Origin of the sequence: Streptomyces sp. NPDC050439 (assembly GCF_040655335.1) — a bacterium.
Taxonomy (GTDB): Bacteria; Actinomycetota; Actinomycetes; order Streptomycetales; family Streptomycetaceae; genus Streptomyces.
In genome coordinates this window covers 200,715-223,420 of record NZ_JBFAJT010000003.1, presented here as the reverse complement: position 1 = coordinate 223,420, position 22,706 = coordinate 200,715, and the positions used below count along the sequence as shown (strand labels likewise).

Here is a 22,706-nt window from a genome sequence, read left to right as displayed (position 1 = left end):
CAGAGGCACGGATCCGAGGGGCGGGTCCGCAGGAGGGACTGAGGGATCATGCGACTTCCCGACATCGTCACGCGCGAGGAGTGGCTCGCCGCGCGCCAGGAACTGCTCGCCAAGGAGAAGGCGCAGACACGGGCGCGTGACGCGCTCAACGCCGAGCGGCGGCGGCTCCCGATGGTCGAGATCGGCAAGGAGTACCTCTTCGACGGCTCCGACGGCAAGGCCACGCTGTTCGACCTCTTCGACGGCGACTCCCAACTGATCGTCTATCACTTCATGTTCGCCCCGGAGTGGGACGCGGGCTGCCGCAGCTGCTCGGCCTTCCTCGACCAGATCGGACACCTGGCCCATCTGCGGTCCCGCAGCACCAACTTCATCGCCGTCTCCCGCGCGCCCTTCACCAAGATCCTGCCCTTCAAGGCGCGGATGGGCTGGACCGTGCCGTGGTACTCCTCGCACGGCGGCGACTTCAACCACGACTTCGACGCCACCGTCGGCGAGGGCGACGATTCCTACGAGCAGCCGGGCCTCAGCTGCTTCCTGCGGGACGGCGACCGCGTCTTCCACACGTACTCGACATACGCACGCGGCACCGACTGGGTCGCCTCCTACTCGAGCCTCCTCGACCTCACCGCCCTCGGCCGCCAGGAGGAGTGGGAGGAGCCCAAGGGCCGGGCGACGGGGCTCGGGGCGCCCGCGGGCAGCGACCGGCTCAGGTATCACGACGAGTACGAGATGTGAGGAACCGGTACAACCAGGTGTCAGGTCCGTCACGTTGCGAGTCCTTTCCGCCCCTGGGCGCGTTCTTCTCCGAAAGAGTCCATAAGGACTGCCAACGGGGGAACAGAAGGACGATGATGAACAGTCGAGTCGTACTGGAACGCTTTCCGGCCGGTGGGCCGCGAGGATCGTGGCCCGCGGAGGACTTCGCGCGGGCCCGCCGCATGGAAGGACAGCGGGCGGAGGTCGTGATGGACCTCGCGTCCGACGCCTTCCTGGTGATCGTGCGCGAGCCCGTGGCGGGCGAGTCCGCCGTCACCGACCTGTCGGAGATAGCCGCCGCGGCATAGGACCGGGCACGACATCCCGCAGCGCTCGACTCAGCGCTCGGCGTGCCCGTTCGGCGAGGGCACCTTCGCCGTGAACTGGTCGGCCTGCAGCGCGTACAGCTCCGCGTAGACACCGCCTGTCCTCAGGAGTTCGTCCGGGGTGCCCGACTCGACCAGGCGCCCGCCGTCCAGGACATGGACCAGGTCGGCGTGGCGCACCGACGCCAGGCGGTGGGTGATGAGGATGACGGTCTGGCCCGTCCCGGCGAGGGCCCGGATCTTCTCGAAGACCTCGAGCTCGGCGCGGGCGTCGAGCGCCGCCGTCGGCTCGTCCACGATGAGGATGCTGCCGCGCCGGTAGGCGGCGCGCGCGATGCCGAGCCGCTGCCACTGACCGCCCGACAGCTGGTGTCCGCCGGTGAACGCGCGGGCAAGGAGTGTGTCGAGCCCGCGCGGCAGATCGGCCACGACGTCATCGGCGCCGGCCTCCTCGACCGCCGCGCCGATCCGGTCGTCCGTCAGCGGCACCGACGACCGGCCGATCGCGATGTTCACCCGCGCCGTGAACGGCCAGCGCTTGAAGTCCTGCGCCACCATGGCGATGCGTTCCGCCAGCTGCTGCCGGTCCGCGGTCGCCGCGTCGACGTCGTCCCACATGATCCGGCCGCTCTTCGGCGCGTACAGACCGGCGAGCAGCTTCACCAGCGTGGTCTTGCCGGAGCCGTTCTCGCCCACGAGCGCGACGATCTTCCCGGTGGGCAGGGTGAGGGAGACATCGCTGAGCGCGTCCTTCTCCGAGGCCCCCGGGTAGCGGAAGGTGACGTTCTCGAACCGTATCTCCCCAGGCTCGGGCGGCAGTTCGGCGCCGCCGACCGGGATCTCGCGCTGCGCCGCCTCCACGAAGAGCCGCTCCAGGTCGCCGACGAACAGGGCATCCTCGTGCAGGGAGTTGATCTCCACGACGAGCGTGTCGAGATTGGACGCGCCGGTACGGATCGCGATGACGGCGGTGCCCGCGACGGACAGCGCCATCGCCCCGGCGAGCATCAGGCCGCCGAGCGTCGCGTACGTCGCCACGGTGGCGACGCCCGTCCAGGCCGCCGCGATCAGACCCGTCCGGGCGGCCAGGCGCGCCAGGCGCGCCTGCTCCTCCTCCGCGGCCTCCGACATGAACCGGAAGTGCCGCAGCAGGAAAGGACCCACGCCGTGCACGCGGATCTCCGGTGCCGCCCGCTCCTCCGTGAGCAGGCTGCCGATGAGGCGGCCCGCGCGGGCGTGCTGCACCCACGCGTGGAAGGAGACATAGCGGCGCCGGGCGATCGTCAGGGCGCTCCACGCGCTCGGCAGGGTCATCGTCACCAGGAGCGGAAGCAGCGCGGGATGCAGGACGGTCAGCACGCTCGCCGCGGCGACCAGCGAGATCAGCGCGTTCACCACACGGGTCGCGATGCTGATCATGCGGCGCGCGGACGCGGCCCCGTACTGCGCCGTGTCGAGGAGTTTGTGGAACGCGTCGTCCTCGATGGCCGACAGCTCCACCGACGCCGCTCGCTCCAAGTACTGCTCGGTGGCGACGCGTTCGACCTTCGGTTCGAGACGCCCCGTCGCGTACGTCGACGCAGCGCGCAGCAGCGCGGCCACGAACAGCACGGACGCCACCGTCACCAGGGCGGGCGCAGCGCCGCGCAGCCGGTCGGCGATCGGGGCGTCGGTCAGCAGGCGCGCGAGCACGCTGTTGACCGCGAGGAGGCTCACCGCCTGGGCGAGGCCGCGGCCCACCTCGGCGGTGACGACGATGCGCGCCGCCGACCGGTCGGCCTGCCACGCGAGCCGGAAGCTGGCGGCGAGCAGCGCGGGAAGCCGCTTCAGCATGGACCGGAACCCCAGCTGGAGGAACGCCTCCTCGTACTGGGCCCAGCCGGTGTCGTAGCGCAGGGGCCCGCCGAAGAGCAGCTTCTCCGATTCCGAAGTCCCGGTCTCTTTGCGGGAGTTGTTCTGTTCGTGGTTCGTCTTCTTCTCCTTCTCCGTTTGCGTGTGTGGTGTGCGGTGTCGCGGCGTTGCAACCCCGGGCAACTGTTGCCGTTTCACCCGGGCCGCAGTGCCATACCCCATGCAAGCGACTCCGCAACCGCGCAGGCAAAGGAGTTCTTCCGTGACCGACACCGCACTCCTGGACGCGTACCGCACGATGCGTACGATCCGTGACTTCGAGGAGCGCCTCCACGAGGAGTTCGCGACCGGCGACATCCCCGGCTTCGTCCACCTGTACGCAGGTGAGGAGGCGTCCGCCGCCGGGGTGTGCGCCCATCTCGACGACGAGCGCGACGTCATCGCCTCCACCCACCGGGGCCACGGGCACTGCATCGCCAAACACGTCGACGTGAAGGCGATGATGGCCGAGATCTACGGGCGCACGACCGGGGCGTGTCACGGCAAGGGCGGCTCCATGCACATCGCCGACCTGTCCAAGGGGATGCTGGGCGCCAACGGCATCGTCGGCGGCGGGCCGCCCCTCATCTGCGGCGCCGCGCTCGCCGCGAAGGTGCGCGGGGACGGCGGGGTCGGGGTCGCCTTCTTCGGCGACGGCGGCAGCAACCAGGGCACCACCCTCGAATCCCTGAACCTGGCCTCCGTCTGGCGGCTGCCCGCCGTCTTCGTCGCCGAGAACAACGGCTACGCGGAAGCCACGTCGGCCGAGTGGTCCGTGGGCGGCGGCTCCATCGCGGCGCGCGCGGCCGCCTTCGGGATGCCGGGCGTCACGGTCGACGGCTTCGATTTCTTCGCGGTGCACGAGGCGGCGGGCGAAGCGGTCGAGCGGGCCCGCTCCGGTGGCGGCCCCACCCTCATCGAGGTCCAACTCACGCGCTACTACGGCCACTTCGAGGGCGACCAACAGAAGTACCGGGCGGACGAGGTACGCCACGCCCGCGCCGAACTGGACTGCCTCACCCGCTTCCGGGAGCGGGTGTCCGGAGTCCTCACGACGGCCGAACTCGACGCGGTCGACGCCGAGGTGGCCCGGCTGATCGAAGAGGCCGTGCGGGAGGCGCAGGCCGCGCCCCTGCCGACCGGCGAGGACCTGGAGACCGACGTCTACATCTCGTACCTCTGAGGGGAGTCGACCGTGGCACGCAGCATCAGCTATCGCCAGGCGATCGGCGAGGCACTGGCACAGGAGATGGAACGCGACCCCTCGGTGATCGTGATGGGCGAGGACAACGCCGGCGGCGCGGGCGCGCCCGGCGAGTCCGACGCCTGGGGCGGGGTCCTCGGCGTGACGAAGGGGCTCCATCCGCGCTTCCCCGGCCGGGTCCTGGACACCCCCATCTCGGAGTCGGCGTTCATCGGCGCGGCGATCGGTGCCGCGACCCGCGGGCTGCGGCCCGTCGCCGAGCTCATGTTCATCGACTTCATGGGCGTGTGCTTCGACCAGATCTTCAACCAGGCGGCGAAGTTCCGGTACATGTTCGGCGACAAGGCCGTCACCCCCGTCGTCATTCGCGCCATGTACGGGGCCGGGCTGCGGGCGGCGGCCCAGCACTCGCAGGCCATGTACCCCGCGTTCACCGCCGTGCCCGGACTCAAGGTCGTCCTGCCGTCGTCGCCGTACGACGCGAAAGGGCTGATGATCCAGGCGATCAGGGACGACGACCCGGTGATCTTCTGCGAGCACAAGGCGATGTACGACGTTCTCGGCGACGTCCCCGCCGAGAGCTACACGATCCCCTTCGGCGAGGCGGGCATCGTGCGCGAGGGCCAGGACGTGACGATCGTGGCCCTCGGCCGCATGGTGAGCGTGGCCTCCGATGCGGCGGACGACCTGGTCGCGGCCGGCATCAGCTGCGACATCGTCGATCCCCGCACCACGAGCCCGCTGGACGCCGACACGATCATCGAGAGCGTCACGGCGACCGGGCGCCTGGTCGTGGTCGACGAGGCGGGGCCGCGCTGCGGGATGGCGGCCGACATCTCCGCGCTCGTCGCGCGCGAGGCGTTCGGGGCGCTGCGGGCGCCGATCGAGACGGTGACCGCGCCGCACACACCGGTGCCGTTCAGCCCCACGCTCGAAGACCTCTATATGCCGGATGCCGCGCGCGTCGCCGCCGCGGTGAAGTCAGTCGTCGATTGGAAGCCCTGAGGATGCCGTGCGTCGAGCGGGTCACCATGCCCAAATGGGGCCTGTCCATGCGGACCGGGAAGATCATCGAGTGGATCGCGCGGGAGGGCGACGAGGTCAAGGAGGGGGACGACCTGGCCGAGATCGACACCGACAAGATCGCGGGCACCCTTGAGGCCCCGAAGGGCGGCGTGCTGCGGCGGATCGTGGCGGACGCGGGCGGTGAGGCGCCCGTCGGCTGTGTCATCGCGGTCATCGCGGGGCCGGAGATCCCGGACGCGGAGATCGAGCGGGTGGCCGACGAGGCACGGGAGCAACTGGCGCGCGGGGTGCCGGCCGAGGACGAGGGCAGCCCGGTGAGCGGCGTCGCGGAGGTGCACGGCAGGGCGGTGGCGTACGCGACGTCGGGCGGGGGCGCGGAGGAGATCGTGCTGGTCCACGGGTACGGCGGCGACAAGAACTCGTGGCTCTTCGTGCAGGAGCCGCTGGCCGCGCACCACACCGTGTACGCGCTCGACCTGCCGGGCCACGGGGAGTCAGGCAAGGACGTGGGGGACGGCAGCCTGGCCTCGCTGGCCGCGGTCGTCACGGACTTCCTGGACGCGCTCGGCATCGAGCGGGCGCATCTGGTGGGGCACTCGCTGGGCGGCGCGGTGGTCACGGCGGTGGCGGCGGCGCTGCCCGACCGGGCCCGCTCCCTGACGCTGATCGCGCCCGCCGGATACGGCCCGGACGTGGACGCCGCCTACCTGCGGGGCTTCGCCGAGGCGCGGACGCGGCGCGAGCTCCGTCCGCACCTGGGCAAGCTGTTCGCCGACGAGGGCCTTGTGACACGGCAGCTGGTGGACGACCTGCTGCGGTACAAGCGCCTGGACGGCGTCGACACGGCGCTCCGCACGCTCCTGCCGACGCTGGTGGACCCGGACGGCCGAGCGGCGCTCGACGTGAGTGCCCTGCTTCCGGCGGGCCTGCGGACCGTGGTCGTCTGGGGCGCGGCGGACCAGGTGATCCCGGCGGCCAACGCGGCGTCCCTGGCGGACAGGGCTGCCGTCCGCGTGATCGAGGGAGTGGGCCACATGGCCCAGATGGAGGCACCGGGCGAAATTGTCGCGGCGGTGGCGGCAGCGGTGGCGGGGTGAGGGGCTGACCTGTGGAAAAGGCCTAAGCCCGCACCGCCCGCGACCACCCGGGCGTGGTCCCCGTGGCCCTGCACCACGCCAGATACAGCGGAATCGGCGGCGTGTAGGGGACCTCGCCACCGGACGGGCTGTGGATGAGTGAGGGGGCGCTCCGGGCGCCCGGCACCACGGCTCCCGCGGCGTAGTACGCGGGGGAGGGCCATTCGAGCGCGACATCGGAGTCCGCGGGGACGATCCACCACCACCGTGCGGCGGCAGCGTTCTCGGCGTCCCCGGCCTCCTCGTACACGCACCCCACGCGCGGCAGGCGCGCCATCAGCCGGGGCCCGAACCGCGCGGGCACCGAGACCGCGTCGCACCCCAGGGGCTGCGACATCCCGGCCGGGACGGCGAGCCGTGTCGGCGCCGGTGGAGAGGCGGCGGCGGACCGCCTCCGTTCGAGGCGAACCAGCGTGTCCAGGTCCAACAGCCGCCGCACCGTCACCGCGCTCACACGCCTCCTGTCCACGTCGTCCTCACGCCCGCACCCTCTGTCACGTCACGCCCGCAGTTCCGCCCACACGGTGAGACCGGCGCCGGGGCCCTCGTCACGCACGCCCCACGCGTTGCTCACCGCCTCGACGAGAAGCAATCCCCTCCCATGCTCCTCGTCGGTGTCGGGCCCTTCGTGGGCGGGCCGCGGGACACCCGATCCGTATCCGTCGTCACGCACAGCTATGCGCAGTGACCCGGGTTTGGTGCAGAGCTCGCAGACGATCCGGTGACTCGCCGTGTGCACGATCGCGTTGGTGACCAGCTCGGAGACCACGAGGGCGGCGGCGTCGCGGCAGTCCTCGCCTATGTCCCACCCCAGGAGCTGGGCGTTCGCCATCCGTCTGGCCTGTGCGGCGGAGCCCGGCCGTGGCGCCAGCGCGAAGCTGACGCAGAGCTCGGAGCCGCTCTCGACCCACGCGTCGGCGGACATGCCAACAGGGGCTTCGGCGGCAGCTGTGTGTAACGGCGCGGGCGGAGTCACGCCATCCACTATCGCCCCGCCGGGAACACCTTGGCAAGACCCACTCTGAAAAGTGCACAGTGGCGTGTTCCTTCGAGACGGCACATGGCACACTGCTGGCAACGGCTCCAGGTGCGGAGTGAATTGGCATGTCATGGAGTACGTGGAGGTAGGACGTGAGCGAACCGCGGTCCGCGCCGACCGTCGGCCAGGTCGTCCTAGGCCGTCGTTTGCAGGACCTGCGTGAGCGCGCGGGCCTCAAACGAGAGGAGGCCGCGCGGATTCTCCGCGTGGCCCCCGCCACGGTCCGCCGCATGGAGATGGCCGAGGTCGCGCTCAAGATCCCGTATCTCCAGCTCCTCCTGAAGTCCTACGGCGTCGGCGACGACGAGGCGGACGCCTTCGTGACGCTCGCCGAGGAGGCGAACAAGCCGGGCTGGTGGCAGCGGTTCCACGACATCCTGCCGGGCTGGTTCAGCATGTACGTCAGCCTGGAGGGGGCAGCCAGCCTCATCCGGTCCTACGAACCGCACTTCGTGCCCGGTCTGCTGCAGACCGAGGAGTACGCACGTGGTGTGATGCGCTCCGGAGCGATCGGCCAGACCAATCCCGAGGACATCGAGCGGTACGTGGCGCTGCGCATGGAGCGTCAGTCGCTGCTCACCCGCGAGGACGCGCCACGGGTCTGGGTCGTGATGGACGAGACCGCCCTGCTCAGACCCGTGGGCGGTCCCGAGGTGATGCGCGAGCAGATCGACAAGCTCCTCGAAGCCGTCGAACTTCCTCATGTGACCCTGCAGATCGCGCCGTTCGCGGCGGGTCCGCACCCGGGCACGTACGGACCGTTCGTGCTCTTCCGCTTCGCCATGGCGGAACTGCCGGACATGGTCTACAGCGAGTACCTGACCGGCGCCGTCTATCTGGACGCGCGCACCGAGGTGGCGACCCACCTCGAGGTCATGGACCGCATGGCGGCGCAAGCCGCGACGGCACATCGCACAAAGGAGATCCTCCGGGATCTCCGCAAGGAGCTGTGAATGGATCGACACCGAGCCGGTACACGACCCGGGTCCAAACCCGGAGCCGGGACCCGTCCCGATTCCCGGGACGACTCCCGGATCTACAACGGCATGCCCGCCCGTGAACTCGGCAGCGAGGGCTGGCACAAGCCGTGGAGCGGTGGCAACGGCGGCAACTGTCTGGAGGCCATGAAGCTGGCCGACGGCCGGGTGGCGGTCCGCCAGTCGGCAGATCCGGACGGCCCGGCGCTGATCTACACGTACGGCGAGATCCACGCGTTCATCCAGGGGGCGAAGGCGGGGGAGGCCGACTTCCTGCTGTCGTGAGCCGCTCCGGTCCCTCGCGGCCGAGGGCAGCGGTCTCAGGCGGTCATCGGCCGGTCGTACGGGCCGATCGGTGCCGCCAGCTGGGTCGCGCCGGTCAGCCATCGGTCGACCGCGGCGGCGGTCGCGCGGCCCTCGGCGATGGCCCAGACGACCAGTGACTGGCCGCGGGCCGCGTCGCCGGTCGCGAAGACCCCCGGCACGTTGGTCGCGAAGTCCGCGCCGCGGGCGAGGGTGCCGCGGTCCTCGACGTCCAGGCCGAGCTGGTCGACCAGGCCGCCCGCGGTCCGTTCGGGCCCACTGAAGCCGAGCGCGAGCAGGACCAGGTCGGCGGGGAGTTCACGGGTGGTGCCGGGGCGAGGGCGGCGGTCCGCGTCGACCTCGGTCAGATGCAGCGCGTTCACCCGCCCCGCCGCGTCGCCCGTGAAGCGCAGGGTGGACGCGGCGAACAGTCGCGCGTCGGCGTCCGAGTCCGCGGCGGGGGCCGTGCGCAGCTCGCCCGCCTCCTCGTGCGCGGGGGAGAGGCGGTGGACCTTCGGGTACGTCGGCCAGGGCTCGGCCAGCTCGTCGCGGGCGTCGCCGGGCCGTCCGTAGATGTCCAACTGGGTTACGGACGCGGCCCCTTCGCGTATCGCCGTGCCCAGACAGTCCGCCCCGGTGTCCCCGCCGCCGACGATCACGACGTGGCGTCCGGCGGCCGTCAGCGGGGAGGTGTCGAGGTCTCCCTCGCAGACGCGGTTGGCGAGCGGAAGGTACTCCATGGCCTGGTGGATGCCGCTCAACTCCCGGCCCGGCACGTCCAGTTCGCGCCAGGCGGTGGCGCCGGTGGCGAGCACCACCGCGTCGTGCCTGTTCCGCAGCTCGGCGGCGCCGATGTCCTGCCCGATCGTGACGGACGTACGGAAGACCGTGCCCTCGTCCCGCAGCTGCGCGAGCCGCCGCTCCACGTGGTGCTTCTCCATCTTGAACGCGGGGATGCCGTACCGCAGGAGCCCGCCCGCGCGGTCGTCGCGCTCGTACACGACGACGGTGTGCCCGGCGCGCGTCAGCTGCTGTGCGGCGGCGAGTCCCGCCGGTCCCGATCCGACGACGGCGACCGTCCTGCCGGAGTGCCGGTGCGGGGGGCGGGGCGGATTGAGACCGTCCGCCCAGGACCGGTCGGCGATGGCCACCTCGACGTTCTTGATGGTCACCGCGGGCTGGTTGATCGCGAGGACGCAGCCCGCCTCGCAGGGGGCGGGGCAGAGGCGGCCGGTGAACTCGGGGAAGTTGTTCGTGGCGTGCAGCCGGTCCGCCGCGGCCCGCCAGTCGGCGCGTGAGACGAGCTCGTTCCAGTCGGGGATCAGATTGCCCAGTGGGCAGGCCTCGTGGCAGAAGGGGATGCCGCAGTCCATGCAGCGGTCGGCCTGCCGCTCGACGATGGGCAGCAGCGCGCCGGGGACGTACACCTCGTCCCAGTCCTTGACCCGCTCGCCGACGGACCGGCGCGGCCATTCCTGGCGGGCGGTGGTGAGGAAGCCCTTGGGGTCGGCCATGGCCGTCTCCCTCGCGTGGTTCTGCGGGCTTTCGGCCACTGTACGACGGGAGGGCGGGGCGGGCATGTTCGCGGGGTGGGGGTGGCGCGAGCGGCTCAGGTCAGGGCGAGGACGAACGACGCCGAGGCGGCCAGGGAGGCGCCGACGCGGATGTGGTTGTACATGGTCCACTCCCGCACGTACGTACGCCAGCGGTCCGCGCTCTCCGGCGCCTGCGGGTCGAGCTTGGCCAGGGCGTCGTTGCGGGGGACGTTCGCGGCGACGGTGACCCCGAACGAGCCGAACAGATACAGCGCGGCCCCCAGCAGCAACTCGACGGTGCCGTCGTCGGGCCAGAGCACGAAGGTGACCACGGCGACGACCGCGCTGAGGCCGGCGGCGCCCATGAACACGGTCATGAACCCGGCGGTGACCGCCTTGACGTTGATCGACTGCATGGCCGCGATGCCTTGCGCCGGGGGCAGGGCGGCGAGGCCCTGCATCACGAAGGTCGAGAACGCGACGAACGCGCCCGCGACCAGGCCGCAGGCGAGCGCGCCCAGCACGACGAGCACGAAATATGGTCCCTCGATCATGGCAACTCCCGCGTTGTGTAAGGCAGCCGACAGGTGAGCGAGCCGCAGTGATCCTCCATGGCGCGGCGCCGCATCACAAGTGAATTGCCTGGACGGGGTCCGCGGCCATACGCGGGGCTCGCGCCTGCATACGGGGGCGTCCGGCGAGGGGCACGGTGGTGCTCAGACCGCCAGTTCGTCCCGCTCCGGCCGCCAGGCCCGCAGCGTCGCCTCGACCGCCGGGGCGATCCGCCGACGCGCCTCGCCCCGGGGAACCCCGCTCATGAGGAGACGGTCGTACGGCGTCTCCGTGTGCCGCACGGCGGCCACCACCGCGGCCGTCACCGCGGACGCGGACAAGGCACGCCCCGCTGCGCTCCGGCCCACCCGCCCGCTGCCCCGCACGGACGCGTGCCCGGCGATCGCGACGCACCGCTCCTCGGGGCACCCCGGAAAGAGCCGCCGTATCTCCTTCGCGAAGGCGGCGGTGAAGCGGACGTCCTCCAGAGCCCGACGCGCCGCGTCCCGTGCCCGGCGCCGCGCCCGCGCCTCCGCGTCCGCGAGGCACCGCTCCTCGGCGTGCGCGAGCGCCGCCTCCTCGACGAGCACGCCCTGCCGCTCGTACCGCCCCTGGCGCCGGTTGAGGCGCACGACCACCGCGGAGAGCCCGCTCCCCTCGCGGGCCCGACGCGTCAGGGCGGTGTCGCCGCGTGGCAGGAAGACGAGATGGCCCAGGTCGGCGCAGTCCAGGCAGCGCGGTTCGGACTCCTGGACGACCAGGAGGGAGAGCGGCCCGCCGCGGCACTCCGCGCAGTGCCGGCGCTTGAGGGGCTGGATGGCGAGAAGTGCTTTCCGGGTGAGGGGAGTTGGTGCCATGCAGAAATGATTCCCCCGAACGACCGGTGCTATCGCCGCGGAGCGAGGCCTGACGCCGCGGAGCGAGGCCCGCGCCGTGGCAGGAAGCGCGCGGCATCATGGGACGGGTGCGACTCGAAGCGATCACCTGGGACCGGCTCACGGACACCCTCGCCGACCGGCTGCTCGACCTGAAGACGGCCGACGCGGGCCCCTGGCCCCGCATCGCCTTCGACGGCGCCCCGGCGGGCAGACCGGGCGAGCTGGCCCGAGGCGTGGCCGACGCGCTGCGGGTGCGCGGTCGGTCCGCGCTCGTCGTAGGCACGGAAGGCTTCCTGCGCCCCGCCTCGCTGCGCCTCGAATACGGGCGCGAGGACGTGGAGGCGTACTACAGCGGCTGGTTCGACACCGGCGCCCTCTGGCGCGAGGTCTTCGGGCCGCTGGACCCGGGCGGCACCGGGCGCGTGCTGCCCGACCTGTGGGACCCGGAGTCGGACCGCGCGACGCGCAGCCCGTACGTACAACTGAAGCCCGGAGCAATGCTGTTGATGTACGGACCGCTCCTGCTCGGCCACTGGTTCCCCTTCGACCTGACGGTCCACACGAGCCTCTCGCCGGGTGCTCTGCGGCGGCGTACGGCGGAGGGCGAGCGGTGGACGCTGCCCGCCTTCGAGCGGTACGGGGCGGAGACGGACCCCGAGGCGGTGGCCGACGTCGTCGTGCGCGCGGACGATCCGCGGCATCCGGCCTGGAGCGGCTGAGAGGCCGCGACGGCCCGCGGGGAGACGTTCGACGTAAACGCTTTTATATGCACGTGCATGTAGTTAGAGTCTGGGCATGGCAACGACAGCGCTCCACTTCAGCGAATCGGTCCGCACCCTCCTCGACGGCAAGAACTTCGCCAGCGTCGCGACCCTCGGCCCCGGCGGCGCACCCCAGAACTCGGTGGTGTGGATCAAACGGGAGGGCGACACCGTGCTGTTCTCGTCCACCGCGCGGCGCCAGAAGGTCCGCAACCTCGAACGCGACCCGCGCATCAGCATCTCGGTCTTCGACCTGGCCGACCCGTACACGTCGACCGAGATCCGAGGCGTCGCCGAGATCCTGCCCGATCCGGAGAAGCGTCTTCCGCGCGAGGTCTCGCACAAGTACCTGGGCATCGCCCCGCCCGGCGAGAAGGACGAGGAGGCCCGGGTCATCATCAAGGTGACCCCGGAGAAGATCGTCGGATTCTCGGCGTGAGACGTCGGCCCCGTGCAGTGGGCGCCTGCCCGGACCCTCGCCCGTCTCCCGCTTGGGGCGCCCGCCTCCGGAGTGCGGACATCCGGGGGCCCGGCGAGAATGAGGGGCGCCGGGACTAGCGGTGCCTCCGCGCCGCGCCGGCCGTCCGGCACCGGGAGGTACCACATGACCACCGCCGGAGACATCATGCACCGGGGCGCCCAGTGGATCCCCGCACACGAGACCCTGGACCGCGCCGCACAATTGATGCGGCAGCTCGACGTGGGCGCGCTGCCCATCAGTGACGAGAACGAGCGGCTCTGCGGCATCCTCACCGACCGGGACATCGTGGTCGGCTGCGTGGCGATGGGCCACGACCCGTCCCGGGTGACCGCGGGCGACATGGCCAAGGGCACGCCGCGCTGGATCGACTCGGGCGCGGGCGTCGACGAGGTCCTCCAGGAGATGAAGGGCAGCCAGATCCGCAGGCTCCCGGTCATCGAGAACAAGCGCCTGGTCGGGATGATCAGCGAGGCCGACCTCGCCACGCACCTGGACGACACCCAGCTCGCGAGCTGGGTCGAGAGCGTGTACGCGAAGGGCTGACCGCCTCACCGCGCGCCCGCCGCGTACCTCTCCCCCCCTCACCGCTTGGCGGCCATCCTCACCGCTTGGCGGCCACCGAGAATGTCCCCTCGTCCGTGACTCCGTAGAGCACGCCGCCCAGTGCCAGCGGGGGCACCCCGCTGGGGGAGCGCTGGTCGACCGAGCCGCCCTTGGCGTCCTTGTCGTCCTCGAAAGAGGGCTCCGAACGCCAACGCTCCCTGCCCGTATGGGTGTTGACGGCGATGACGCTGCTGTCGGGCATCGTGGCGTACAAGGTGTCGCCCCGCACCGACGGCTCGCTGAAGATCCGCAGGTCGCGGGAGGTCGTCCAGAGCGGCTTGCCGCGCTCGAGGTCGAGTGCGAGCACGGTCTCGTTCGCGTAGTCGAAGAGGTACATGGCGTCGCCGCGCACCAGCGGCGGCGCCTCCGGCTCGACCGCCCAGGGGAAGTCGATTCCGCGCACCTTTCCCGAGGTCAGGTCCTGGATGAAGAAGCGCGACGACACACCCGAATCGTCCTCCCAGCGCGCGAAGTACCCCTTGCCGTCGTGCACCGTGGCCAGCCACAGGTCACCCTTCGGCGCCGTGGTCCCGCCCAGCTTCCGGCCGGACCGCGCGTCGTAGCGGGCGATCTCCGACGAGCCGGAGCCGGGGTCACCCTTGCGTCCGGCCGCGCGCAGATCGGCGAAGAGCGTCCCGTCCGGGCCCGCGTAGAACGCGCCCGCCGAATCGCTGGTCACCTCGTGGTGCCACAACTCCCGGCCGGACCGCGGGTCGTACGCCGTGTACGTCGACGTGGGAGATGCGCTCAACTCGCCCTTGTGCACGACGAGTACGCCGCTCAGATACTGGAACTCCGCGTGCGGCCCCGGCAGCCGCCACAGCCGTTTCCCGCTCTTCGCGTCGTAAGCGTCGACTCCGCCGGAGCCCTCCGCGCTGTACGTGAACACCGCGCCGGCGCCCACGACCGGATCGGTGATCGAGTAGCCGGAGGTCGACTTCGGGCGGTGCATCGGCTTCGTCCATCTGACCTTGCCCGTCAGGGGATCGAGCCGGGTCAGCGCCGTGGTGGCCGACGCGCAGTAGACGCCCTGCGCGTGCGGGGTGCAGGACTCGGACGAGGGCATCATGTCCCCCTCGTCCTTGTCGGCGGCGACCTGCCACGCCTTCCAGCCCGCGGGGACCCCGGCCTTCGCGTCCGCGCTGCTCCCGCTGGATTCCGAGCCGCCGAGGAACACCGCGGAGACTCCGGTGCCGATCATCGCCACCAGCGCTACGACGCTCACGAGGCCGGCCTTGAACCGGCGCCCGCGGCGCGGCCGTCGAGTCGCGACGGTGGAAGCGGTCGTGGTCGTGGTCGTGGACGTGGACGTGGTCGCGGCAGGTGTCGCCGCAACCTCCTGGCGCGTACGGTCCTGTGGGCCGGCAGCCGGGCCTTCGTCCGGCAGTGCGGCCAGCGTGTCGAGCACCTGTACCGGAGTGGGCCTGTCCTGCGGCGACTTGGCGAGGCAGGAAAGCACCAGGGGGCGCAACTCATCGGGCAGCGCGCCCAGTTCGGGGTCGTTGTGCACGGTCTGGTACGCGGCCAGGTACGCGTTCTCCGCCTCGAAGGGGCTGCGGCCCGTGGCCGCGTACACCAGCAGGGCGCCCAGCGCGAAGACGTCGACCGGCGGCCCGACGTCACGCGGGCTGCTGAACTGCTCCGGCGCCATGAACGGCGGCGACCCCATCACGAGTCCGGTCTGGGTCCGTACGTCGCTCTGCGCGGCACGGGAGATGCCGAAGTCGATGACGCGTGTCATCCCGCCGTCACCACCGCCGCCGCCGTCGCCGCTGGCCGGGCCGCCCGCGGAGTCGAGCAGCAGGACGTTGCTCGGCTTCAGGTCGCGGTGCACGACCTCGGCGCGGTGGATCTCCCGCAGTGCCTCGGCCAGTTCGCCGCCGAGCCGCTTGAGCTGCGGCCAGTCCAGCGGGCCGTGGTCGGCGACGCGCTGGGCGAGGGTGTCCCCGGAGACGTACGCCGTGGCCATCCAGGGCAGCGCGGCCTCGGGGTCGGCGTCCACGACCGGCGCGGTGAAGGCGCCACTGACCCGGCGTGCGGCCTTGACCTCCTGGCGGAAGCGGGCGCGGAACTCGGGGTCGTCCGCGTACTGCGTGTGGACCACCTTGACCGCGACCGCGCGGCCGGACGCCGAGCGGCCGAGATAGACGACGCCCATGCCTCCGGCGCCGATCCGCGACTCGATCCGATAGCCGCCGATCTCCTCCGGATCACCTTCGCGCAGAGGCATCGGTCACCGTCCCCCAGTTTCCCCCGTAGTTGGCATGACCCGTACAGCCTAGAGCCAGCCGTTGCGGCGGAAGCCGCGGTAGAGCGCGACGCAGGTGGTGACGATGACGCCGATCACCAGGCCGTATCCGTACTTCCAGTGCAGTTCGGGCATGTGGTCGAAGTTCATTCCGTACACACCGCAGACCATCGTCGGCACGGCGATCACGGCGGCCCAGGCGGTGATCTTCCGCATGTCCTCGTTCTGCGCGACCGTCACCTGTGCGAGATGGGCCTGGAGGATGGAGTTCAGGAGCTCGTCGAAGGCGGCGATCTGCTCCGTGACCCGCTTGAGGTGGTCGTCGACGTCCCGGAAGTAGGCCTGTATCTCCGGGGCGATCGTCCGCAACGGCTGGGTGGAGAGGATCTGCAGGGGGCGGCCGAGCGGCACCACGGCCCGCTTCAGTTCGAGGAGTTCGCGCTTGAGCTGGTAGATCCGGCCGGGGTCCGCGCGCTCGCCCTCCTTGGAGAAGACGTCCATCTCGACCTGGTCTATGTCCGCCTGTACCGCGTCCGTCACGACGAGATAGTCGTCCACGACGTGGTCGGCCAGTGCGTGCAGGACTGCCGCGGGGCCCTGGGCGAGCTGCTCGGGCGCCGATTCGAGCTCCTCGCGCAGCGGGCCGAGCGAACCGTGGCGGCCGTGCCGCACGGTGATCACGAACTCCCGGCCCACGAAGACCATGATCTCGCCGGTGTCCACCACCTCGCTGGTGGCGGTGAGTTCGGCGTGCTCCACGTAGCAGACGGTCTTGAACACGGCGAACAGCGTCTCGTCGTAACGCTCCACCTTCGGCCGCTGGTGGGCGTGGACCGCGTCCTCCACGGCGAGCGGGTGCAGGTCGAAGAGCTCGGCGATGCCCGCGAACTCGTCCTGGGTCGGCTCGTGCAGCCCGAGCCACACGAAGCCGTCACCGCTCTTGCGGACCCGCTCGACCTCCTCGACGAGGTCGCGGCCGCCGTGCTGGCGCACGCCGTTGCGATACGCCACGCAGTTCACCACCGCCGAGCCCAGGGGGGAGCGGGCGGGGTGGCTCAGGTCGACTCTCTTGTGCCCCCGCACGAACTGGGCGACCCGCGCGACTTTCCGCAGGCCGCCTACCTTGCGGAGGTTTCCTACCTTTCGCAGGTTGCCTGCCATCGACATGCGTGGCTCCTCGTTCTGGTGACTTGACGTGTCAGTGTGCCAGGGAGCTGTGACGGAGCGCCGCGAGCCTGTGGGAACGGAGGACTCCGCTCCGTACGTTCGGAGCCGCCTCCCAGGGGCAAGCCGGACAATCGAGATAATTCCCTCATGACGCTCATCGACGGCTATCTGACCGGTAATCGGAAACGGCACGCCGAGGGGGCGGGTGCGGGGCAGCGCTCCGACGCCTTCTCCGCGCTCTTCGACCCCACGACCTTCCGGCACATCGAGCGGCTCGGCATCGGGCCGGGGTGGCGCTGCTGGGAGGTCGGCGCGGGCGGTACCTCCGTCGTCTCCTGGCTCGCCAAGCGCGTCGGCCCCACCGGGCGGGTCCTCGCCACCGACGCGGACATCTCCTGGCACACGTCGGCGGCCCGGCCGCCGGTCGAGGTGCGCATCCATGACGTGGGGACGGAGGTGGCGCCGCCCGGCGGGGGCTTCGACCTTGTCCACGCGCGGCTCGTGCTCGCCCGGGTGCCGGACCGGGAGCGGGCCCTGCGCTCGATGATCCGGGCCCTGCGGCCGGGCGGCCGCCTGCTGGTCGAGGAGGTCGACCCGGCCCTGCAGCCCCTGTCCTGCCCGGACGAGCACGGGCCGGCCCAGCAGTTGGCGAACCGCATCCGGCACGCGCTGCTCACCCAGCGCGGCACCGACCTCGCGTACGGGCGCGGGCTGCCCCGGCTGCTCCGTGCGGCGGGCCTGTGCCAGGTGGAGGCCGACGCGTACTTCCCGCTGACCTCGCCCGCCTGCGCGGCGCTGGAGACGGCCACGATCCAGCAGTCCCGCGCGGCCCTGACGGCCGCGGGGCTCGCCACGGAGGCGGACATCACCGACCACCTGGCGAACATCACCGCAGAACCCCTGGACCTGGCCACACCCCCCCTGATCTCAGCCTGGGGCCGCAAACCGTAACCTCCCCCGCCCGTTCCCTGCGGGACACCACCCGCCGGTACCCCGCCCCCTTCCGACGAGCTGGCTCGCGGGGCCGGCTGGTCGGGCGGGACGGGGCGGGGACGCGCCCCCCGCCGGGAGTGCCGCGGCCTGAAGCCGGTCTGCCACATGCCGGTTCGGCCGTCGTGGCTCGTGCCTCGCCCCCTTCCGTTGCGGCCTCGCCGTTCACCTGCCCGCCGGCCCCGCGGGGCGGCTGGTCGGGCGGGACGGGGTGAGTGAGCCCCCCCGCGCCACGCGCGCCGCGTCCTTAAGACGGTCTGCCGCTCGCCAGTTCGACCGCCGTGGCTCCTGCCTCGCACCTTTCCGTTGCGGCTCCGCCGTTCACCCGCCCGCCAGCCCCGCGGGGCCGGCTGGTCGGGGTGAGTAAGCCCCCGAGCCGCGCGCGCCGCGGCCCCAAGCCGGTCTGCCGCCCACCCGTTCCACCGCCCCGGCTCCGGCCCTGCAGTCCTCCGCCGCGGCCTCGCCGAGCCCCGCGCCCCTCAGCCGCCCGTCAGTCCCGCGAGCCAGCTCGTCGGAAGGGGGCGGGTGGGCAGCGCCCTGTCAGGAGCAGAGCACCGCGCGCTCAAGCCGGTCTGCCGGCCACCCGCCCGTCAGCCCCGCGCTCCCCGGGCCGTCGGAAGAGGGCGGGGCGGGGGAGCAAGCGCCCTGCCAGGAGCAGAGCACCCCGCCCTCAGGCCGGTCTGCCGCCCACCCGTTGCACCGCCCTCGCTCCCGCCCTGCACCCCTCCGCTGCTGCCTCCCCGAGGTCCGTGCCCCTCAGGCGTGCCGCGATGAATGCCCCTGTGAATGCGTCGCCCGCTCCCGTTGAGTCCACCGCTGTGGTTGGCAGTGCTGGGATCTCGGCAGCCACCTCGCCCTCTCGGGCGACCAACGCCCCCGCGGCGCCCCGTTTGACCACCACCGCGCGGAAGCGGCGGCTCAGTTTTGCCGCCGCTTCCTTCAGGTCGCCCGCAGGTTCCAGCAGCGTCAGTTCTCCCTCGCTCGGCAGTAACACGTCCACCCCGTCCACCGCCGCCAGGAACCGCTCCACGCCCAGCCCGGCGAGGAAGCCCGCCGACGCGGGATCCACGCTCACCGGCACTCCACGCGCGCGTGCCGCCGCCAAAGCCGTCTCGGCGGCTCCCCTGCTCGGCCCGGCGAAGAACAGGTAGCCCGACAGGTGCAGCCACCCCACGCCGTCCAGCAGCCCCGGCGACCAGTCGGCGGCCGACAGGCGCAGCGACGCGCCGCTGTCCGTGAGGAACGTCCGCTCCGCCCCGACGCCCCCGTCGACCAGGCAGATCACCGTCCCCGTGGCCGCCTCGGGGTCGACCACGAGGCGCGGGCGCACCCCCGCGCGCGTGAGCGCCTCCTCGTGCCATGTCACCGAGTCCGCGCCGGCCCGCCCCAGGAACCGTACGTCGCGGCACCCCCAAGAAGCCGCCCAGCACGCCACGTTGGCGCCCGCGCCACCCGGCACCGTACGGATCGCCGCCGCCGTGTCCGTGCCGGGAAGTGGCGGCGTGCGGTGCCTGGCGACGACATCGGTGATGACATCCCCGACGACCAGCAAGGCGCCCCGCCCCGAGCTCACCGCCCCGTCCAAGCCGCCGCGATCCGCCCCGCGAGGCGCACATTGCCCCGCACCGCCGCGAGATTGGCGCTCAGCGAGGCCCCCTCCGTACGCCGCACCAGCTGGTCCAGGAGGAACGGCGTGACCGTCTGCCCGGTGATGCCCCGCTCGGCGCACGCCTCCAACGCCTCGGCGAGCACGCGCGCGTGGAGCGACGGATCGAGCTGCTCCGCCTCCGGCACGGGGTTCGCCACCAGCAGCGCGGACTCCGGGCCGCCGACCGTGTCCTGGGCCCGCATCACCGCCGCGACCTCCTCCGGAGTCCGCAGGGTCCAGTCCACCGGATGACCGGAGTCGGTGAGATAGAACCCGGGGAAACGATCCGTCCCGTACCCGGCCACCGCCACACCCAGCGTCTCCAGACGCTGCAGCGTCGCCGCGACGTCCAGGATCGACTTCACCCCCGCGCAGACCACCGTGACGCGTGTCCGGGCGAGCAACCCCAGGTCGGCGGACTCGTCCTGGGTCACCGTCCACTCCCGGTGCACCCCGCCGAGCCCACCCGTGGCGAACACCCGTACGCCCGCCCGCGCCGCGAGCAGCGCCGTCGCGGACACCGTCGTGGCTCCGCTCGCGCCCGCCGCGACCGCGAGGGCCAGGTCGCGGTGGCCCAGCTTGCGGATGCCGTCCTCGTTCGCGACCCGCTCCAACTGCTGCTTGTCCAGGCCGACATGAGGGCACCCGTCCAGCACGGCGATCGTCGCGGGGACGGCGCCCTCCTCGCGTACGACCGCTTCGAGCTCACGCGCGACCTGGAGATTGCGCGGGCGCGGCAGCCCGTGCGCGATGATCGTGGACTCCAGGGCGACCACGGGCCGCCGGTCCGCCACAGCCGCCTGTACCTCGTCGGACACCACCAACACGGGCCTGCCTCCTGCCTGTCGGGTCTCCTCTCATCCCTGGCGATCGGCGCGCCGCGCCAAACCCTTGCGGCGCCGGGGACGGGACAGCAGCCTGGCGGCATGACGGACAACACGACACGTCTCGACCACGTCGTCCTGTGGGTGAGCGATCCCGCGGCGGCAGCCGACTTCTACGAGAAGGTGCTTGGCCTCGAACCCCTGCGCGTCGCCGATTTCACGGCGGGCAAGGCCGCGTTCCCCTCCGTGCGGCTCAACGAGGAGACCATCTTCGACCTCGCCCCGCTCACGCTCGCCGAACGCATGAACGTCGTGCCGGACGCGGACAAGAGCGCGGGCCACCCCGTCAACCACGTCTGCCTCGCCCTCGCGGAGCCCGGCTTCGAGGCACTGCGCGCCCGCCTGGAGGAACACGGGACCCCGGTGTCGGACATCGCGCACGACGCCTTCGGGGCCCGCGGCAAGGCCCGCAGCAGCTTCTACTTCCGCGACCCGGACGGGAACATCTTCGAGGCGCGGCACTACGGAGAGGAGTGAACGGGCGCGGGGGAGGAGGGGTGACCCCCGCCGGAGCACCGTGGCGACCCCCGCTAGGGTGACCGGCCATGACCACGAATGATCAAGCCGTTGCGTCTTTTGCCGTGCACATTCCGGATGCCGAGCTGGAGGCCGAGCCCCTCGACCCCGAGCAGATCGTGTCCGGCACCCCGGAGGTCACCGGAAAGGTCCTGTGGGAGTCGGCCGACGGCAAGCAGCTGCGCGGCATCTGGCAGATCACGCCCGGCGTGGTCACCGACACCGAGGCGAACGAACTCTTCGTCGTCGTCAGCGGCCGCGCCACCGTCGAGGTCGAGGGCGGCGACGTGCTCGAGATCGGCCCCGGCGACGCGGCCGTCCTGCGCGAGGGCGACCGTACGACGTGGACCGTGCACGAGACGCTGCGCAAGGCGTACCACATCACGCTGCCCTGAACTCCGGGCCGAAGGGCCACTGGTTCGGCCGACGCTTCAGGCCTTCTTGACCGCCCTGCGGAGCGCGAGGGCCGCCATCGGCAGCAGTACGCAGACCCCGATGAGGTTGAGCCAGCCGTAGCTGGCCCGCGCGACGATCAGGCCGGCCGCCGCGCCGCCGATGCCCGCCGCCGTGTTCATGGTCAGGTCCGAGAGGCCCTGCACGGCGGCGCGCGCGGGCTGCGGGACCGAGTCGGTGAGCAGCGCGGAGCCCGACACCAGACCCGCGGACCAGCCGAGGCCGAGCACGAAGAGACCGGCGGCGGTCTGGCCATGGCTCGGCCCGGCCGTACCCGCGAGCAGCGCGGCGCAGCACAGCAGCCCGACCGCGAGGCCGATCACGGAGAGCCGCCCGAACCGGTCGGAGAGCCAGCCCATCACCGGCGACAGCGCGTACATTCCCGCGATGTGGCCGCTGATGACCAGGCCGACCAACTGCAGGCTCGCCCCGTGGTGCCCCAGGTCGACCGGGGTCATGACCATGATCGAGACCATCACCGTGTGCGACGCGGCCACCGTCACCAGGGCGAGCCGGGCCATCGGTGACGCGGCCACCGCGGCGACACCGGCCCGCAGGGAACGGCTCTGCGCGGAGTGGTTCTCCTGCGGGGCGAGCGCGCGGGCGGTGAGCAGCGGGTCGGGACGCAGCAGCACCGCCACCACCAGACCGGCGACGGCGAAGATCCCGGCGGCGAAGAGGAAGGGCCCCGCCGCCTCCGGGATGGAGGTGTGCGCGAAGGCGCGACTCGTGGGCGCCGCGATGTTCGGGCCGAGGACCGAGCCGATCGTGGTGGCCCAGATGACGAGGGAGATGGCCCGGCCGCGCCGCTCGGGCTCGGCGAGGTCGGCCGCCGCGAAGCGGGCCTGCAGGTTGGCCGACGAACCCGCCCCGAAGCCGGCCATGCCGAGCAGCAGCAGGGGGAAGCTCTCGACGACCGCGGCCAGGACCACGAGCCCCGCTCCCAGCGCGCCGATCAGATACGCGAGGACGAGGCCGGGCCGCCGTCCGCGCGACGTCATCAGGGCGGCGAGCGGCAGCGAGAGCAGTGCCGTGCCGGCCACGGACGCGGTGGGCGCGAGCCCGGACAGCGCCTCCGTCCCGCTCACCTCGGTCGCCAGCATCGGCGCGAGGGCGATCCCGATCGGAACCCCGAGCCCGCCCAGTATCTGACTGGCGACCAGCACCGCGGTGGTCCGGCGGCGCAGCGCGGGCAGCGCTTCCGGCGCGGGTATGTCAGGAGCGTCGAGGGTCGAAGTCACTGACGCAGTGTGCCAGGGCGTTCGAACACGGGAAACAGGGATTTCACTGCTCGACCCGCCCGGTGCGGGACACGGTGCGGGAGCACGGT

At 72.0% G+C, this 22,706-nt stretch carries 24 protein-coding genes; 13 read left to right on the top strand and 11 right to left on the bottom strand.

All coding sequences use genetic code 11. The features are described from left to right. Window positions 1-48 precede the first annotated feature (48 nt). Window positions 49-738, top strand: coding sequence for a DUF899 domain-containing protein (locus AB0I66_RS14140; RefSeq protein ID WP_363208100.1), 690 nt, complete (start codon window positions 49-51; stop codon window positions 736-738). Window positions 739-854: 116 nt separating this feature from the next. Beyond that, window positions 855-1,067 (top strand): hypothetical protein, encoded by a 213-nt coding sequence (locus AB0I66_RS14135; protein WP_363208668.1) that lies wholly within the window; start codon window positions 855-857, stop codon window positions 1,065-1,067. 30 nt (window positions 1,068-1,097) lie between these two features. Here AB0I66_RS14135 and AB0I66_RS14130 read toward each other — a convergent pair whose 3' ends face one another. Further along, window positions 1,098-3,158, bottom strand: coding sequence for an ABC transporter ATP-binding protein (locus AB0I66_RS14130; RefSeq protein ID WP_363208099.1), 2,061 nt, complete (start codon window positions 3,156-3,158; stop codon window positions 1,098-1,100). A 40-nt stretch (window positions 3,159-3,198) separates the two neighbouring features. Between AB0I66_RS14130 and AB0I66_RS14125 the strand changes: the two genes are divergently transcribed. From AB0I66_RS14125 to AB0I66_RS14115, 3 genes are read left to right on the top strand one after another with little or no spacing between them, the layout of a single operon-like run. Continuing rightward, window positions 3,199-4,158 carry a thiamine pyrophosphate-dependent dehydrogenase E1 component subunit alpha gene (locus AB0I66_RS14125; RefSeq protein WP_363208098.1) on the top strand — a complete coding sequence of 320 codons (960 nt, stop codon included), beginning with the start codon at window positions 3,199-3,201 and terminating at the stop codon, window positions 4,156-4,158. Between the two features lie 12 nt (window positions 4,159-4,170). After that, window positions 4,171-5,184 (top strand): alpha-ketoacid dehydrogenase subunit beta, encoded by a 1,014-nt coding sequence (locus AB0I66_RS14120; RefSeq protein WP_363208097.1) that lies wholly within the window; start codon window positions 4,171-4,173, stop codon window positions 5,182-5,184. Window positions 5,185-5,186: 2 nt separating this feature from the next. Beyond that, a complete protein-coding gene (locus tag AB0I66_RS14115; protein WP_363208096.1) occupies window positions 5,187-6,302 on the top strand; it encodes an acetoin dehydrogenase dihydrolipoyllysine-residue acetyltransferase subunit in 1,116 nt (371 codons plus the stop codon). A 22-nt stretch (window positions 6,303-6,324) separates the two neighbouring features. Here the strand turns inward: AB0I66_RS14115 and AB0I66_RS14110 are convergent, their stop codons facing one another. Next, the gene (locus AB0I66_RS14110; RefSeq protein ID WP_363208095.1) at window positions 6,325-6,795 is read right to left on the bottom strand and encodes a hypothetical protein; all 471 of its coding nucleotides are present in this window, start codon (window positions 6,793-6,795) and stop codon (window positions 6,325-6,327) included. Between the two features lie 45 nt (window positions 6,796-6,840). After that, a complete protein-coding gene (locus AB0I66_RS14105) occupies window positions 6,841-7,266 on the bottom strand; it encodes an ATP-binding protein (RefSeq protein WP_363208094.1) in 426 nt (141 codons plus the stop codon). A 206-nt stretch (window positions 7,267-7,472) separates the two neighbouring features. Between AB0I66_RS14105 and AB0I66_RS14100 the strand changes: the two genes are divergently transcribed. Both AB0I66_RS14100 and AB0I66_RS14095 read left to right on the top strand, forming a co-directional pair. Next, window positions 7,473-8,333 carry a helix-turn-helix transcriptional regulator gene (locus tag AB0I66_RS14100; protein ID WP_363208093.1) on the top strand — a complete coding sequence of 287 codons (861 nt, stop codon included), beginning with the start codon at window positions 7,473-7,475 and terminating at the stop codon, window positions 8,331-8,333. A 93-nt stretch (window positions 8,334-8,426) separates the two neighbouring features. Then, a complete protein-coding gene (locus AB0I66_RS14095) occupies window positions 8,427-8,642 on the top strand; it encodes a DUF397 domain-containing protein (protein ID WP_363208667.1) in 216 nt (71 codons plus the stop codon). Window positions 8,643-8,677: 35 nt separating this feature from the next. Here the strand turns inward: AB0I66_RS14095 and AB0I66_RS14090 are convergent, their stop codons facing one another. The 3 genes from AB0I66_RS14090 to AB0I66_RS14080 form a co-directional block, all read right to left on the bottom strand. Then, window positions 8,678-10,174: a glutamate synthase subunit beta gene (locus AB0I66_RS14090; protein ID WP_363208092.1), complete on the bottom strand. Its 1,497-nt coding sequence runs from the start codon at window positions 10,172-10,174 to the stop codon at window positions 8,678-8,680. 95 nt (window positions 10,175-10,269) lie between these two features. Further along, window positions 10,270-10,749 carry an anthrone oxygenase family protein gene (locus AB0I66_RS14085; protein ID WP_363208091.1) on the bottom strand — a complete coding sequence of 160 codons (480 nt, stop codon included), beginning with the start codon at window positions 10,747-10,749 and terminating at the stop codon, window positions 10,270-10,272. 162 nt (window positions 10,750-10,911) lie between these two features. After that, entirely contained in the window at window positions 10,912-11,604 is a 693-nt protein-coding gene (locus AB0I66_RS14080) for a DUF2293 domain-containing protein (protein ID WP_363208090.1), read from the bottom strand. A gap of 98 nt (window positions 11,605-11,702) precedes the next feature. On the opposite strand from AB0I66_RS14080, the gene AB0I66_RS14075 reads away from it, so the two are divergent. The 3 genes from AB0I66_RS14075 to AB0I66_RS14065 all read left to right on the top strand — a co-directional run bounded on the left by AB0I66_RS14075 (window position 11,703) and on the right by AB0I66_RS14065 (window position 13,410). Continuing rightward, window positions 11,703-12,344 carry a uridine kinase gene (locus AB0I66_RS14075; RefSeq protein ID WP_363208089.1) on the top strand — a complete coding sequence of 214 codons (642 nt, stop codon included), beginning with the start codon at window positions 11,703-11,705 and terminating at the stop codon, window positions 12,342-12,344. 76 nt (window positions 12,345-12,420) lie between these two features. Then, on the top strand, window positions 12,421-12,825 hold the full coding sequence (locus AB0I66_RS14070; protein ID WP_363208088.1) for a PPOX class F420-dependent oxidoreductase: 405 nt from the start codon (window positions 12,421-12,423) through the stop codon (window positions 12,823-12,825). A gap of 165 nt (window positions 12,826-12,990) precedes the next feature. Beyond that, entirely contained in the window at window positions 12,991-13,410 is a 420-nt protein-coding gene (locus tag AB0I66_RS14065; RefSeq protein WP_363208087.1) for a CBS domain-containing protein, read from the top strand. Between the two features lie 58 nt (window positions 13,411-13,468). Here the strand turns inward: AB0I66_RS14065 and AB0I66_RS14060 are convergent, their stop codons facing one another. After that, window positions 13,469-15,700, bottom strand: a complete 2,232-nt coding sequence (locus tag AB0I66_RS14060) for a serine/threonine-protein kinase (protein ID WP_363208086.1) — start codon at window positions 15,698-15,700, stop codon at window positions 13,469-13,471. Window positions 15,701-15,748: 48 nt separating this feature from the next. Continuing rightward, window positions 15,749-16,885, bottom strand: coding sequence for a magnesium/cobalt transporter CorA (corA, locus tag AB0I66_RS14055; RefSeq protein WP_363208085.1), 1,137 nt, complete (start codon window positions 16,883-16,885; stop codon window positions 15,749-15,751). A gap of 147 nt (window positions 16,886-17,032) precedes the next feature. On the opposite strand from corA, the gene AB0I66_RS14050 reads away from it, so the two are divergent. Then, a complete protein-coding gene (locus AB0I66_RS14050) occupies window positions 17,033-17,836 on the top strand; it encodes a methyltransferase domain-containing protein (RefSeq protein WP_363208084.1) in 804 nt (267 codons plus the stop codon). A 709-nt stretch (window positions 17,837-18,545) separates the two neighbouring features. Here the strand turns inward: AB0I66_RS14050 and AB0I66_RS14045 are convergent. Together AB0I66_RS14045 and AB0I66_RS14040 are read right to left on the bottom strand one after the other, a co-directional pair. Further along, window positions 18,546-19,448, bottom strand: coding sequence for a sugar kinase (locus AB0I66_RS14045; RefSeq protein WP_363208083.1), 903 nt, complete (start codon window positions 19,446-19,448; stop codon window positions 18,546-18,548). Next, on the bottom strand, window positions 19,445-20,350 hold the full coding sequence (locus AB0I66_RS14040) for a pseudouridine-5'-phosphate glycosidase (protein ID WP_363208082.1): 906 nt from the start codon (window positions 20,348-20,350) through the stop codon (window positions 19,445-19,447). The genes AB0I66_RS14045 and AB0I66_RS14040 overlap by 4 nt, the downstream gene beginning before the upstream one ends. A gap of 99 nt (window positions 20,351-20,449) precedes the next feature. Between AB0I66_RS14040 and AB0I66_RS14035 the strand changes: the two genes are divergently transcribed. Together AB0I66_RS14035 and AB0I66_RS14030 are read left to right on the top strand one after the other, a co-directional pair. Then, complete coding sequence (locus AB0I66_RS14035) at window positions 20,450-20,884, top strand: VOC family protein (RefSeq protein ID WP_363208081.1); 435 nt, start codon at window positions 20,450-20,452, stop codon at window positions 20,882-20,884. Window positions 20,885-20,952: 68 nt separating this feature from the next. Further along, window positions 20,953-21,318, top strand: coding sequence for a cupin domain-containing protein (locus AB0I66_RS14030; RefSeq protein WP_363208080.1), 366 nt, complete (start codon window positions 20,953-20,955; stop codon window positions 21,316-21,318). Between the two features lie 36 nt (window positions 21,319-21,354). Here the strand turns inward: AB0I66_RS14030 and AB0I66_RS14025 are convergent, their stop codons facing one another. Beyond that, window positions 21,355-22,617 carry an MFS transporter gene (locus AB0I66_RS14025; protein ID WP_363208079.1) on the bottom strand — a complete coding sequence of 421 codons (1,263 nt, stop codon included), beginning with the start codon at window positions 22,615-22,617 and terminating at the stop codon, window positions 21,355-21,357. Window positions 22,618-22,706: the final 89 nt, after the last annotated feature.